Origin of the sequence: Catenuloplanes japonicus, from assembly GCF_000717135.1 — a bacterium.
Classification (GTDB): domain Bacteria; phylum Actinomycetota; class Actinomycetes; order Mycobacteriales; family Micromonosporaceae; genus Catenuloplanes; species Catenuloplanes japonicus.
On sequence record NZ_JNXY01000029.1, the window covers coordinates 1 to 13,059 of the forward strand.

14 protein-coding genes are annotated in these 13,059 nt (G+C 72.5%); 11 read left to right on the forward strand and 3 right to left on the reverse strand.

Going from position 1 to position 13,059, the window contains the following annotated elements:
• Window positions 1–200: 200 nt before the first annotated feature.
• Complete coding sequence (locus tag OP04_RS34360) at window positions 201–551, reverse strand: DoxX family protein (protein ID WP_033344113.1); 351 nt, start codon at window positions 549–551, stop codon at window positions 201–203.
• 60 nt (window positions 552–611) lie between these two features.
• Between OP04_RS34360 and OP04_RS34365 the strand changes: the two genes are divergently transcribed.
• Together OP04_RS34365 and OP04_RS34370 are read left to right on the forward strand one after the other, a co-directional pair.
• Window positions 612–2,315 (forward strand): hypothetical protein, encoded by a 1,704-nt coding sequence (locus OP04_RS34365; protein ID WP_033344114.1) that lies wholly within the window; start codon window positions 612–614, stop codon window positions 2,313–2,315.
• Between the two features lie 40 nt (window positions 2,316–2,355).
• The gene (locus OP04_RS34370; RefSeq protein ID WP_033344115.1) at window positions 2,356–3,105 is read left to right on the forward strand and encodes a maleylpyruvate isomerase family mycothiol-dependent enzyme; all 750 of its coding nucleotides are present in this window, start codon (window positions 2,356–2,358) and stop codon (window positions 3,103–3,105) included.
• On the opposite strand, the gene OP04_RS50430 is transcribed toward OP04_RS34370, so the two are convergent.
• Window positions 3,102–3,548: an endonuclease domain-containing protein gene (locus tag OP04_RS50430; protein WP_157240772.1), complete on the reverse strand. Its 447-nt coding sequence runs from the start codon at window positions 3,546–3,548 to the stop codon at window positions 3,102–3,104. The genes OP04_RS34370 and OP04_RS50430 overlap by 4 nt on opposite strands.
• A 296-nt stretch (window positions 3,549–3,844) precedes the next feature.
• Between OP04_RS50430 and OP04_RS34380 the strand changes: the two genes are divergently transcribed.
• From OP04_RS34380 to OP04_RS54955, 8 genes are all read left to right on the forward strand, one after another.
• Window positions 3,845–4,510: a YdcF family protein gene (locus OP04_RS34380; protein WP_033344116.1), complete on the forward strand. Its 666-nt coding sequence runs from the start codon at window positions 3,845–3,847 to the stop codon at window positions 4,508–4,510.
• A gap of 4 nt (window positions 4,511–4,514) precedes the next feature.
• A complete protein-coding gene (locus tag OP04_RS50435; RefSeq protein ID WP_051799533.1) occupies window positions 4,515–6,299 on the forward strand; it encodes an Hsp70 family protein in 1,785 nt (594 codons plus the stop codon).
• Between the two features lie 190 nt (window positions 6,300–6,489).
• Entirely contained in the window at window positions 6,490–6,810 is a 321-nt protein-coding gene (locus OP04_RS34390) for a PadR family transcriptional regulator (protein WP_033344117.1), read from the forward strand.
• Window positions 6,807–7,793 carry a hypothetical protein gene (locus OP04_RS34395; protein ID WP_033344118.1) on the forward strand — a complete coding sequence of 329 codons (987 nt, stop codon included), beginning with the start codon at window positions 6,807–6,809 and terminating at the stop codon, window positions 7,791–7,793. Before OP04_RS34390 ends, OP04_RS34395 begins: the two co-directional genes overlap by 4 nt.
• A 220-nt stretch (window positions 7,794–8,013) precedes the next feature.
• Window positions 8,014–8,571 (forward strand): dihydrofolate reductase family protein, encoded by a 558-nt coding sequence (locus OP04_RS34400; protein WP_033344119.1) that lies wholly within the window; start codon window positions 8,014–8,016, stop codon window positions 8,569–8,571.
• A 106-nt stretch (window positions 8,572–8,677) separates the two neighbouring features.
• Window positions 8,678–9,193 (forward strand): serine hydrolase, encoded by a 516-nt coding sequence (locus OP04_RS34405; protein WP_232323845.1) that lies wholly within the window; start codon window positions 8,678–8,680, stop codon window positions 9,191–9,193.
• A 173-nt stretch (window positions 9,194–9,366) separates the two neighbouring features.
• A complete protein-coding gene (locus OP04_RS34410; protein ID WP_085066999.1) occupies window positions 9,367–11,238 on the forward strand; it encodes an ABC transporter ATP-binding protein in 1,872 nt (623 codons plus the stop codon).
• A 60-nt stretch (window positions 11,239–11,298) separates the two neighbouring features.
• Window positions 11,299–11,496 carry a hypothetical protein gene (locus OP04_RS54955; RefSeq protein WP_033344120.1) on the forward strand — a complete coding sequence of 66 codons (198 nt, stop codon included), beginning with the start codon at window positions 11,299–11,301 and terminating at the stop codon, window positions 11,494–11,496.
• Here OP04_RS54955 and OP04_RS34420 read toward each other — a convergent pair.
• Complete coding sequence (locus OP04_RS34420) at window positions 11,474–12,034, reverse strand: TIGR03086 family metal-binding protein (protein WP_033344121.1); 561 nt, start codon at window positions 12,032–12,034, stop codon at window positions 11,474–11,476. The genes OP04_RS54955 and OP04_RS34420 overlap by 23 nt on opposite strands.
• Before the next feature lie 147 nt (window positions 12,035–12,181).
• Between OP04_RS34420 and OP04_RS34425 the strand changes: the two genes are divergently transcribed.
• The gene (locus OP04_RS34425; RefSeq protein ID WP_033344243.1) at window positions 12,182–13,054 is read left to right on the forward strand and encodes an alpha/beta fold hydrolase; all 873 of its coding nucleotides are present in this window, start codon (window positions 12,182–12,184) and stop codon (window positions 13,052–13,054) included.
• Window positions 13,055–13,059 lie beyond the last annotated feature (5 nt).

The window sequence follows — 13,059 nt, forward strand, 5'->3', positions numbered from 1 at the left end:
CCTGGTGGACCGGACACCACCTCACCCCACAACACACCACCCACCTCGCACGCCTCGAACACACCCCATAACCATCAATAGGCAACAGAGTCGGGAGCAGCGCTGCCGGACCACGCCGGAAGCGGGAATATGTTCTGGATCTTGACGTTGATCTTGATTCTTGCGAAGCAGGCGGCGTACGAGCGTCAGGGCCGCGCGGGCTAGAAGCGGTGGAGCAGCGTCAGAATCAGCGTGGCGGCCGCGGTGAGCAGGAAGACCGAGGGGCCGATCAGGGCGCGGGAGCCGACGCGGGCGTGGGCGACGAGCGCGCCGATGAAGTAGAGGACCAGGCCGCCGGCGGCGAGCGCGCCCAGCAGCGGAACGACGAGACCCGCGGCCAGTCCGAGCGTGCCCGCGGCCAGCAACGAGCCGAGCACCGGCACCCAGGAACGCGGGATGCGCTTCATGTCGGCCTGCTGGTTCGGGTAGTCGTGGCCGCTCAGGTAGGTGAACGCGGCGGCCCCGTTGAACAGGATCGCGACGGCGGTGACCGTGACATAGGCGATGAACATGCTCCAGGGACGACATAGCCGCATCGAAGGTGACTTGCGCCGGGCGCCTAGGTTGACGGCATGGTGAGGATGCCGTGGAGCACACCGTCGCCGGACGAGGTCGACCGGCTGTTCACAGTCGCCGAGAATCTCGCCGTGCAGCAGGGGATCACGCCCGCCTCGCGAGATGCGGCGGTCCGCGCGCTGATGGCCGCGCGCAAGCTCGCCACCCGCGATCCGAGCCGGGAGAACCGGGGGCGGCTGCTGCGCGCGAGCGGCCGGTCGACGGTCAACGTGGCGCTGGACGCCGGTGACTCCACACTCGTGCAAGACCTGGCGGACCAGACCGTCACGCTCGCCCGCGAACTGCTTCACGAGCAGACGGACGACGACACGGTACGCGAGGAGGCCGTCCTGCGCCTCGCCCAGGCGGGACAGATCCTCGCCTCGGCCGGGCGCGTCGACGAGGGCCGCGCGCTGGTGTCGGAGGCGTTCGAGGCCGCGGGACCGGGCCGGGGCAGGACGGCCGCGACCGGCGCGCTGCTCACCGTCCGGCTCGACGACCTGACCGAGCGGGCGCAGGCCGGTGAGAACGTGGCGGCGCCGCCGGACCTCGGCGCGCTCGCGGTCGCCTATGTTGACGGCCAGCGTGCACTGGCGGTCACGGCAGGCAACGACCCGGCGATCACCTTCGACCTGGCCGAGGCGCTGGGCACGTTCGCACGCGCCGCGGTGTTCCTGCGGCGCCCGGACCTGATCGGCGTGGCGATGGCCGAACAGATGTCGATCCTGATGATGTTCGACGGCGGCGGCGCGCGAGCTCAGCTGGAGGTGGTGGCGCAGCAGCTCCGCGAGCTACGCACGATCGCACCCGAGGTGACCGTGGTGATCCCCGGCCCGGACGCGTGGCGCCACCGCGGATCGTACGGCGCGTACCTGACGCCGTCCTCCCCGGTGCGGCCCGGCGGCGCGCGCAAGGACAGCGCGGAGCGGCGGGCGAGCGTGACCCCGCCCTGGGGCGCCGCCACCCACGGATACGCCGAACGGCTCGAACGCGGCATCGCCCTGTCCCGCGGCGGCCGGCTCGCCGAGGCGTACCAGTTGCTCAGCACGCTCGCCGGCGAGCTGGCCACGGGCGACGGGAACGACGCGCTCCGGGCGCGCACGCTGTGGCGGCAGTCCATGGTGGAGGCCGCGCTCGGCCGGATCCCCGACGCCTGGGAGACCGCGCAGACCTCGGTCACCGTCGCCACCCGGCACCTCGACGCGCTGCCCGACGGCACGGAGGCCCGGCGCACCGCGCTCGCCGACACCGCCGTCTACCTGACCGACGCCAGCCAGATCGCCGCCGCGGCCGGACATCCCGACGCCCAGATCACGCTGCTCGACGACGCGATCGCCCGGTGCGGGGACGTCCCGGACCGGGCGGTACGCCGCGCGCTCGGCACCGCGCTGCACAACCTGGCGAACGCGATGACCCCGGACATGGCCGCCCACGCGGAACGCGCGGTCACGCTGCGCCGATCCCTGGTCGACGAGTCCGAGCCGCTGACCGTGTGGGAGTACGCGAACACGCTGGTCCTGGCCGCCGGCATCGCCTCCGCCGACGGCCGGCCCGGCGCGGGCGTCACGCACCTGGTCACGGCCGCCCCGCTGCTCGTCCGTCTCGGCCCGGCCGCCGCCCAGATGGTCGCGCTGGCCCGGAAGCACGCCGCGGTGCTGGCCAGGCTCGACCCCGCGGCGGTCCGGTCGGCGCGCAGCCGGGGCCAGTGGCCGTACGCGTAATTCGCTGTTCGTCGGCGGGTTCCGGTGGTAGACACCCGCAGTGGAATTCACTGAGCTGCTGCGCCTGATCGACGACCGTTCCGAGGCCTTCCGCCGGGCGGTGGCGTCCGCGCCGGACCTGGACGTGCAGGTGCCGTCCTGCCCCGAGTGGACGCTGTTCGACCTGGCCCAGCACATCGGCGCCGGCCGTCGCTCGTGGGCCGCGACCGTGCTCGCCGGCCCGGACGCGACCGCGAAGTCCCCGGAGACGGAGACCGCGCCCCGGGAGCGCGAGGCGCTGCAGGTCTGGCTGGCCGATTCGACGCAGCAGCTGGTGGACGCGCTGCGCGACGCCGGTCCGGACCGCGGTTGCTGGTCGTGGTGGGCCGGCTCGCAGTCCCCGCTGACGTGTCACGCGGTGGCCCGGCACCAGCTCCAGCAGTACGCGGTCCACGCCTACGACGCCCAGCTCACCGTGGGTACGCCGGAGCCGCTCCCGGCCGGGATCGCGCTGGACGGTGTGGAGGAGTTCCTCCACACCTGCTGCACGACGACTTCGCCCTGGCCGCACGCTCCCGCGACCGTCGACTACCACGCGGCCGAGGGCCGGTCCTGGCGCCAGGAGCTCTCCCCCACCGGCTCCCGCGTCTACCGCCTGGACCCCGCGGCCGCCCCGGGCACGATGTCCGTGCGGGCCTCCGCGAGCGATCTCGTGTTCCTCCTGTACGGCCGCATCTCCCCCGGCGATCTTGAGATCACCGGCGACCGCGGTGTCCTGGACCGTCTCGACGCCTGGGACTTCAGCGCCTAACGCTCGGGCGGTCCGTGCCGGAGCAGGTAGGCGCGGACCGCCTCCAGCAGGGCCGGGTTCTCCTCTGCCGCCCGGGTGACCTGGTGGCACCGGTGGCAGAGGAGCTGCCGGACCGCACCGGTGCGGTGATCGTGGTCGACGGCGAGGCGGCGGGGCCGGCCACCACGGCCGCGCGCCGTTTCCTCCTGCCGGCAGATCGCGCACAGCCCGTCCTGTGCGGCGAGCAACCTGTCGTACTCCGCCGAGGTCAGGTTGTGCTTCTCCCGCAGCACCTGCGCGTGCGAGGCCCGATCGCCGCCCGCCGCCGCGTATCGCGCGCGCTTCTCCACGCTGATGCACTCCTTGCACGGCATCCGCGGCTGCGTCGTGTGCCGCAGGTTGTAGAACTCGTCGCGCGGCTTCTCCTCACCGCACCGGCGGCACTGTATGTGCTGGTCAGACATGCTCACACCATACACGGTGTGTAGTGCGACCACATAACTGTCATTATGGTGTATCGCGATCCGGGAGCGTTATGTCCGTTTCGTGCAGTCTCCCTTGATTATTGAATTACCGGTAATAGCAATCCAGTAATAGGGCGCTAGAGGTACCCCAGGAAAGCCCGCTGGAGTTCTTCTGTCAGCGCCATCCTCCTGAGATTTCGCCCCCGCAGGAAAACGGCGGCCCGTGTCGTCGTCCCGCGCGCCGCGTTCTCCACGGAGGCAAGGCAGGATGACGGAAACGAAGATCAGGAGCACAGGTGCAGCTCGGCAGTACGACACCGCGGATCGTCCACGACCGGGAACTCGACGGGATCCCGGTGGCACGGATGCTCGACGTGATGCGCGCGACAACCGCGGTGCTCAGCCTGCCGCAGGCGGCGGCCGACACCGCGGACGCGCTGATCGTGCCCAGCGGGCAGGGCGAGGAGTGGCGGATCACGCACGCGATCCGGTTGTGGGAGGCGAACCCGCGCCTGCGGCTGCTGCTGATCGCGAACGGGAACCCGGCCGAGACCACCTACGACGCGCTGACGCCGGACTACCTGCACGGCCTCGGACTGCGCCGGACGGCCGGCGTGCACGTGCAGGCGGACCCGGCGCCGAACACCGCGCTGCAGGCCGCCTGGATCGCGGACCGGGTCGCCGCGCTCGGCATCACCAGCTTCGGACTGGTCGTCTCCCCGTACCACCTGGTCAGGGCTTATCTCACCGTGCTCAAGGCGCTCGGCCGGGCGGGCCTGTGCGTGCCGATGTGGCCGGTACCGGTCGCGATCTCGCCGGACGCACGCGTGCCCGAGACCGGCGCGACCGCCTACGACCTGCTGCCGGGCGAGGTCGCGCGCATGGTGACCTATATGGACCGTGGCTGGATCGCGACGACCGGCGAGTTGCGGGACTACGTTTGCCGCCTCTGGTCACACTAGACAGGTGCAGACCGCGATAGATTTCGGCACCTCGTCCACCGTCACCGTGTTCGGCGAGCCGCCGCAGCCGCTGTTCCTCGACTCAGCCATCGCGGTCACCGCGGAGGGCGGCATGCTGACCGGCCCGGACGTCGCCGCGGCCCCGCCGGAGAACACCGAACGGCACCCGAAACTCCGCGTCGCCGACGGCGTGATCCGGGCCGGCGGACGTGAGCTGCCGGCCGGATACACGATCGGCGCGGTCCTGTACCGGGCCGCCGCCGAACTCACGCGCGTGGCCGGCGACGGTGCACGGGAGGTCACGCTCACCCACCCCGCCACGTGGGGCCCGCCGCAGCTGGCGCTGCTGGCCGAGGCCGCGACATGGGCAAACCTTTCCACGGTACGGCTCGTGCCGGAGCCGGTCGCGGCCGCGCACACGTTCGGCGGCGCGGAACCGGTCGTCGTCTACGACCTGGGCGCGGGCACGTTCGACGTCGCGGTGGTGCGCGCGGGGACGCTGCTCGCCGCGACCGGGCTGGCGGACGTGAGCGGCCTGCACCTGGACGCGATCGTGGTCGGAACGGCCCGGCGGGTGACCGCCTCCGCCGCGCCGGACGTGTGGGCGCGCCTGGAACGGCCGCAGACCACGGACGACCGGCGCGCGCAAGCGCTGCTGTGGCAGTCGGCCCGCGCGGCCCGTGAGCAGCTGTCCACGCAGGCGGCCGCGCTGCTGCAGGTGCCGATGATCGGGACGCCGGTCGAGATCGGTCGCGCACAGTTCGAGGCGGAGGCGACACCACTGCTGGAGCGCACGGTGGCGCTGACGCTGCAGGTGCTGCAGGCCGTGGGCGGGCCGGTGGCAGGAGTGCTGCTGGCCGGTGGCGTGAGCCGTACTCCGCTGGTGGCGGCGCTGCTGGAGCGGGCGCTCGGGTTCGCACCAGTGACACCGGAGCGGCCGGAGCTGGTGGTGGCGCGAGGGGCGCTGGCGATGGGGTGGCCGGGGGCGGGCGGTGCCGGGGCGGCAGCTCCCGCGCTCGGCGCTCCGGCACCGGCAGCGCCGTTCCAGCAGGTGAGCCCGCTGCACGCCCCCGCGTCGCCGCCCGTGCCCACGCATGCCCCTGTGACGCCGGCCGGGCAGACGCCCGCACCGACAGCAACACCGGTGATGCCGGTGATGCCGCACCCGCAGGCGCCCGCGACCGGCTGGGCACCACCTGCCCCGCCCTACGTCGCCCCGCCCACCCCCGGTTACCCGCGCGTCGAGCCGATCGAGATCGCGATCAACGGCGACGTCGGCATCACGCTGCGCTGGATCGAGCGCGAGCCCGACGACGACGGCACCGGCGGCACCCACGAGGAGCCCCGTTTCCTCGCCGCCGACGGCCGCGTCCAGGTGTTCCGCACCGCGGACGGCCTGGTCGCCTACCTGCACAGCGACGCCGCCCACGACCTGCGCGGCCGTCCGGGCTGGCCCGCCTACCTGCACTGGGTGACGCCGCCGGTGCTGTTCCCCGCACCGGATCACCGCTACGAGCTGGACCTGGTCGCCGACAACCTGGCCGCCGGCCGCGACTCGTGGATCCCGGAGCTGGTGCTCGGCGCCGCCGTCGTCTCGCGTGACCTTTCGTACGCGCTGGACCTCGACGTGTGGACGCTGCTCGCCCCGGGCTCACTGCTGGACGATCTCGACGAGGCGCTGCGCCGCCAGAACCGGTGGAAGCTGCGCGGCCTCGACCCGGCGCGGGTGGCCGAGCACTGGCGTCAGGTCGTCGACGAGCTGGAGGACGTGGTCGAATACCGGCCGTGACAGGCTCATCCCGTACCCCTGCCATGATCTGTCAGGTTTTCTTGAGACCGTGACCGCATGGAACGAACACTGGAAGGCAGGGTCGCGCTGGTCGCTGGCGCCACGCGCGGCGTGGTCCGGATCGGCCGGCTCGCGGCCCGACCCATATAACGCTTGGCGTTATATATCGGCTGAGGTAGTGTCGTTCGGTATGCAAGAGCCGACGTTTCTGATTCTTACCGCCCTCGCGGCCGGACCCACCCACGGATACGGTGTGATCCGCGCCGTCGAGGAACTCTCCCAGGGGGACGTCGTGCTGCGGCCCGGCACCCTGTACGGCGCGCTCGACCGGCTTACCGAGCAGGGCCTCGTCGAGATCGACCACGAGGAGGCCGTCGACGGCCGGCTCCGGCGCTACTACCGGCTCACCGAGTCCGGGGCCGCGGCCCTGACCACGCAGGTGCAGCGGTTGCGCCGCAACGCCGACGCGGCCGCCAGCCGGTTGCGTCTCGCGTTCGGGGGTGCGCTGTGACCACCCGTACCGAACGGCGCTACCGGCGGCTGCTCTGGGCCTACCCTCGGCCCTACCGCGACCACCGTGGCACCGAGATCCTCACCACCCTGCTGGAGATGGCCGAGGACGGCCGCCGACCGGGCCTGAACCTGCACCTGCACCTGCTCCTCTCCGGCCTGCGGGAGCGCTTCAGACTGCCCGCCCGGCGCCCCCTCACCTGGGTGGCCGCTCTGCTCGCCGCCGCCGTGCTGGGTGGCTTCGGCGCCGCAGCCGGCACCTGGATCGCCTGGCGCACGGCCCCCGCCCTCCCGTCCGACCAGGAACTGCACGCCCTCAACACCGCCCTGGGCAGCATCCCGGCCGATGCCTCTCACCACCACGAGACGTCGGCGCAGCGGGGACCGAGCGTGGTGATCGTGGCCGAGGGCATCACGGACTGGTCGTCCTCCCGGATCCGCGACACGCTGACCGGCGCCGGGTGGCGGATCACGTCGTTCCGGGAGAGCGACGTCCCGCGTGCCGCTCCCCGCGAGGACATGGATCTCCGCCTCCCGAGCACGTTCCTCGCGTGGACGGCGACCAGCGACGGGCTGAAGATGGAAGGCCACATCTGGGTCTTCACGGGCTCCCAGTTCACCGGCCAGGGCCAGTACAGAGTGAAGGTGTGGCCGGTCGAGCCCGCCGTGCTGCGGCCGCTGACCATCGCAGGGACCGTCGCCGGCCTGCTCGCCGGCTGGCTGCTGGTGGCCGCACTCGCCCGCCACCGACCCGCGACCGGCCTGGCCGCGGCCGGCCTCGCCGTCGCCACGCTGCCTGCCTACCGGTTCTACCGCGAGGCGTACGACGTGATGGCGTACCCGCACGGCTCACCGGTCCCGGGCAACGTGCCCGTCGCGCTCGGTGCGACGCTCACGGCGATCTGCACGGTCGCCGGCCTGCTCGCCATCGTTACCGCCGCGATCGTGGCGCGGCCCCAGCCAGCGGTCCAGGGGCGCCGGTAAGGAACGGTCACCAGATCCAAGCGTCGTTGATCATCGACGCAGCCGCGCCACGCCACGAGGTTGTTCGTGCTGCCGTGCCCGGCAGCCCGTGGAATCGAACATGATCGAAGCCGGGCTGCCGGTCGGCCGTGACGACCGCCGCACTCACGCCGACCGAGGAGGGTCCCGTGGCGCGCTGTCCACCTGGGGCGATGTCGTTGTGGCGCTAGACTCGCAGGCCATGGGACTCCTGACCTTCAGCCTCAACGTCACTCTGGACGGTTGCGTCGACCACCAGGAAGGGATCGCCGACGACGAGACGCACGCCCTCTTCACCCGGCTCATGGACGAGGGCGGCGCGATGCTGTGGGGCCGCGTCACCTACGAGATGATGGAGAGCTATTGGCCGGCCGTCGCCCGCGGGGACGTGGAGGCGCCGCCGGCCTTGCGCGAGTGGGCGGTCAAGCTGGAGGCCAAACCCAAGTACGTGGTGTCGTCGACGCGCAAGGACTTCCCCTGGACCAACAGCCACCACATCGCCGGCGATCTGCGGGAGAGCGTGCAGGAGCTCAAGGACGCCACCCCGGCCGGGGTCCTCCTCGGAAGCGGCAAGCTAGCGACCGCGCTCGACCGTCTGGACCTGATCGACGAGTACCGGATGCTCGTCCACCCCCGGATCGCCGGTCACGGCCCGACACTGCACCAGGGTGGCCTGCCCGTCACGCGCCGGCTCGACCTGATCTCGGCGGAGCCACTCAGCAACGGCGCGGTGTCCATGCACTACCGCCGCGCCCGCTGAGCCCGTCGCGCCGGGCGGGGAAACGACGCGGGACAGGTGCGATTCGCCCGGGGCTGCGGCGGCGTCGAGGCGCTCACGCATCGGTGGCGTCCGGCCCGGGTGCGGGGTGGAGGATGGTGCGGGCCTCGTCGGCGGCGCGGGCGATGGCCTTCGCGACACCGTGCTGTCCGGCGAGGTCACGGACCTGCCGGAGCCGCACGCGATCGGCTACTACCGCTACCAGGACGGCGAGGAGTGGACGGTCGCCGACGTCTCCCGGCAGAACCTGTCCATGCTGCCCGGCGCCGGCGCCGCGATCACCACCACGAAGGACCTGCACCTGTTCTTCTCCGCGCTGAACGGCGGCCGGCTGCTCCCTGCCCCGCTGCTGGCCGAGATGCGCACCCCGGCCGGCCCGATCGACTACGGCCTCGGCGTGTTCGTCCAGGATCTCGGCGAGGCGGGCACGATCTACCATCACAACGGCGGCGCGCCGGGCGGGTACGGCGCGCCGATGTATAGCTCGCCGGACGGCAGCAGGACCATGACCGCGGGCCTGACCATGGGCGACGCCCCGCACGACCCGGCCGAGTTCTTTCCTCGGGCCCTGGACACGCTGGTCCGCACCGTGTTCACCGCCTGATCCGCCCGATCCGCCGGACAGCGCACGGGAAGCCGTGAAAAGGCGGTGCGGGCGGCGTCCCGCATCGCCTAGCCTGCGAAGGAAGATCGGCACACGGAGAAGGAGATCGATGATGAGGACTTCCGGCGGTCACCTCGGATCCCCGATTCTCGCCTCCGCCGGAAAGGCACTCCGTGTTGCGCGACCTCTTCGAGAACCCCACTGACCCGTTCCCCGACCGCACCGGCACGCCGGCCCGCGGCGCCGGCCGTTTCCTCCGGGAGGAGCTGCGCCCGCTGCGGCCCGTCATCGTGGCCGCGGTCGCCACCACGATCCTCAGCGCGCTGGTCGAGGTGTGGCTGATCGGCTACGCCGGACGGCTCGTCGACACCCTGGCCACCGGCAGCCCGGACACGCTCTGGGCCGCGCACGGCCGGGAGCTGATCGCGGTCGCCGCCGTCATCCTCCTGGCCAGACCGCTGCTCGGGCTGGCCGGCGAGGCGCTGGACGACATCAGCTTCCATGCCAACGCCCGCGCGCTCGCCCGCTGGCGGGCCCATCGGCACGTGTCCCGGCAGTCCGTCGGCTGGTTCCGCGACAATCTTGCCGGACGGACCGCCACCTACGTCCGGGACGGCGGTGATGCGGCGGCCACCGCCGTCTACAGCGTCATCCACACGCTGGTCGCGGTGGCCGCCTACATCGCCGGGTCGGTGTGGGTGATGTCCGCGATCGACGTGCGCCTGCTGCTCCCGCTCGGCGCCTGGATCGTGGCGTACGCGCTGCTCATGCGCTGGGCCGTGCCCCGCTACCGCCGTGCCTCCGCACGGCTGCAGGACGCGGAGTCCGCGCTGACCGGCCTGCTCGTCGACGCCTACGCCAACGCGGACACGCTGGCGCTGCTCGGCGGCGCCGGGCCGGACGACGACCGGCGGGTGTTCGCCGAGGCCCGCCAGGCGCACCTCGGTCTGCAGCGCGTCGAGGTGACGATCAACGGCACGATGAAGGCGCTCAGCAGCGCGCTGCTGGTGGGGCTGACCGGGCTCGGGATCGCGCTCTGGCGTACCGGCGAGGCGCCCTTGGGGTTGATCGCGGCCGCGCTGGCGCTCAGCTTCCAGATCACCGGGATGGCCGAATGGCTGCTCGACGCCGTGTCGTCGCTGTTCGGGGCCGTGGGCGCGCTGCGGCAGGCGCTGCGCACGGTCGCGCAGCCGCTGCGGGTCGCGGACAAACCACATGCCACCACGCTGGGGGTACGGGGTGGAGCGATCCGGTTCGCACAGGTCAGCCACCACTACGGGCGTGGTGCGGGCGGGCTGGACCGGCTCAGTCTCGACGTGCGGGCCGGTGAGCGCGTCGGCGTGGTCGGCAGGTCCGGCGCGGGCAAGTCCACGCTGGTCGGGCTGCTGCTGCGCTTCCACGATCCGGAGTCCGGCACGATCACGATCGACGGCACGGACATCACGGACGTGACCCAGGAGAGCCTGCGCGCCCGGATCGCCATGGTCTCGCAGGAGGCCACACTGCTGCACCGCGCGATCCGGGCGAACATCGGCACCGACCCGGACCGGATCGCGACCGCGCTGCGACAGGCCGCCGCGGACGGTTTCGTGGCACAGCTGCGCGACGCGGACGGCCGGACCGGGCTGGACGCGCACGTCGGCGAGCGCGGGGTGCGCCTGTCCGGCGGGCAGCGGCAGCGGATCGCGCTGGCCCGCGCGTTCTACCGCGATGCCCCGATCCTGGTCCTGGACGAGGCCACGTCCGCGCTCGACTCCGAGTCCGAGGCCGCGATCCACGACACGCTGGACGAGGTGGTGGCCGGCCGTACCGTGATCGCGATCGCCCATCGCCTGTCCACGATCGCCCGGATGGACCGGATCGTGGTGCTGGACGCGGGCCGGATCGTCGCCCAGGGCACGCACACCGAGCTGCTGGACGGCGGCGGACTGTACGCGGACCTGTGGGCGCGGCAGTCGGACGGGTTCCTCGGGGACAATCGGGACCGTGCGCGCGTCCCGGCTGATGTCCCGCGGCACGGTGACGGCCGCCCAGATCGCGGCTGAGCTGGGCGTCTCCGAACGCACGGTGTACCGGGACGTGGCCGCGCTCAGCACCCGGGCGGGATGCGCGCGCTGCGCTGGGCCGTGGAACCGCAGGCCGCCGGGGACCTGGAGGTCATCGCGGTCGACGGGCAGGGGTGGACGTACGCCGGCCTGCCCGTCGAGTCGGCCGACGTCGCCTACACGCAGATCCTGGCGCCGGCGGACCTGCGGGCGCGGATGCGCGAGGCCGCGACGCTCACCGCGGCGCTCTACCGCTGAGCGCGAGCGCCTCCTCGAACGGCGTCGCGCCGGACGGCACCGGCAACGCCTCGCCGAAGATCTTCATCTGCCGGCCCTGATCACCGGATGCGGCCACGAAATCCCTGGTCACGACCGCGACGGCGGGGTCGCACAGGTAGTCCCGCCCGGTGGCCCGTGCCAGGTCCCAGCCGTGGATGGCCAGGTCGCTGACCAGCATCGTGACGGCCTCGGCGGCGGTCATCGGCATTCCCAGATCGACCTTGCCGTCCCAGGTCGCCGGCTCGGACCAGGCCTCCAGCGCGTCCCGCCGGTCGTCCTCGAACCGGTCGGACGGGCCGTCCGCGCCTATCAGGTCCCGCGTCCAGAGGTCATCGGGTGCCGGGGCGCGGCGTCCGGCGAGTTTCAACGCGTACCCGACCTGGAGCACGTGGTTGGTCAACGCGCGCACGTCCCAGTCCGCGCACGGCGTGGGTGCGCCGAGCTGCTCCGGCGTGACACCCCGCACCACCGCGCCCGTGTCCGCGAACGCCCTGACAAGCACTGCGTGAAGTTGCATATCTGCAGGCTAGACAGCCCGCGGTGCGCCCGGCCCGGAATGTCGGCAACGGAAGGATCACACGCTCATCATTATCTCACGGGCGCTGCCGACCCTCACGAAGGGTAGTTGCATTCCGCGGATTCGGTGACCGATACGGTCGCCGGCATGCAGACGTCAATACGTTCCGGACGGGTACGACTGTGGACCGAGCGCTTCGGCAGCCCGGCCGATCCCACCGTGCTGCTGATCATGGGCACCGCCACGCAGGGCATCGGCTGGCCCGACGCGCTGGTGGAGGGCCTGGTGGGCATTGGGCGGCAGGTCATCCGGTTCGACCATCGCGACACCGGCCGCTCCGACTCGGTCGACTTCGCGGCGGAGCCGTACGCGCTCGCCGACCTTGCCGCCGACGCGACCGCGGTGCTGGACGGTCACGATGTCGCCGCCGCGCACGTCGCCGGGATCTCGCTGGGCGGCACGATCGGGCAGTGGCTCGCCGTGCACCGGCCGGACCGCGTCCGCACGCTGACCGCGATCTCCTCGTCCCCGATGGGCCACAACCCGGGGCCGGCCTGGGCGCGGGCGTTCGCCGGACAGCCCGCCGCGGACGGTGAACTGCCGCCGCCGACCGCACGGTTCCGCCGGCACGTCACGGCCCCGGCGCGTGGTCTGGATGCCGACGTGGAGACCTGGCGTGTCCTCAACGGCGACGTGCTGCCGTTCGACGAGCCGGCCGCGCGGCGTTTCGTCGAGGAGTCCTACGCGCGGGCCCGGGACCTCGCCGCCGCCACGAACCACGATCTCGCCGGCCGGCACTGGGACGACGACCGGCGGGCGCCGCTGTCGCGCATCACCGCGCCGACGCTGGTCGTGCACGGCGACGCGGACCCGCTGTTCCCGCCGGCCCACGGCGAGGCGCTCGCGGCGCAGATCCCGGGCTCCCGGCTGGAGATCGTGCCGGGCATGGGCCACCACCCGTTCTTCGCACCCGGACTCACCCGGCGGATCACCGAGCTGATCGCCCGCCACACCGCCTGACGTGA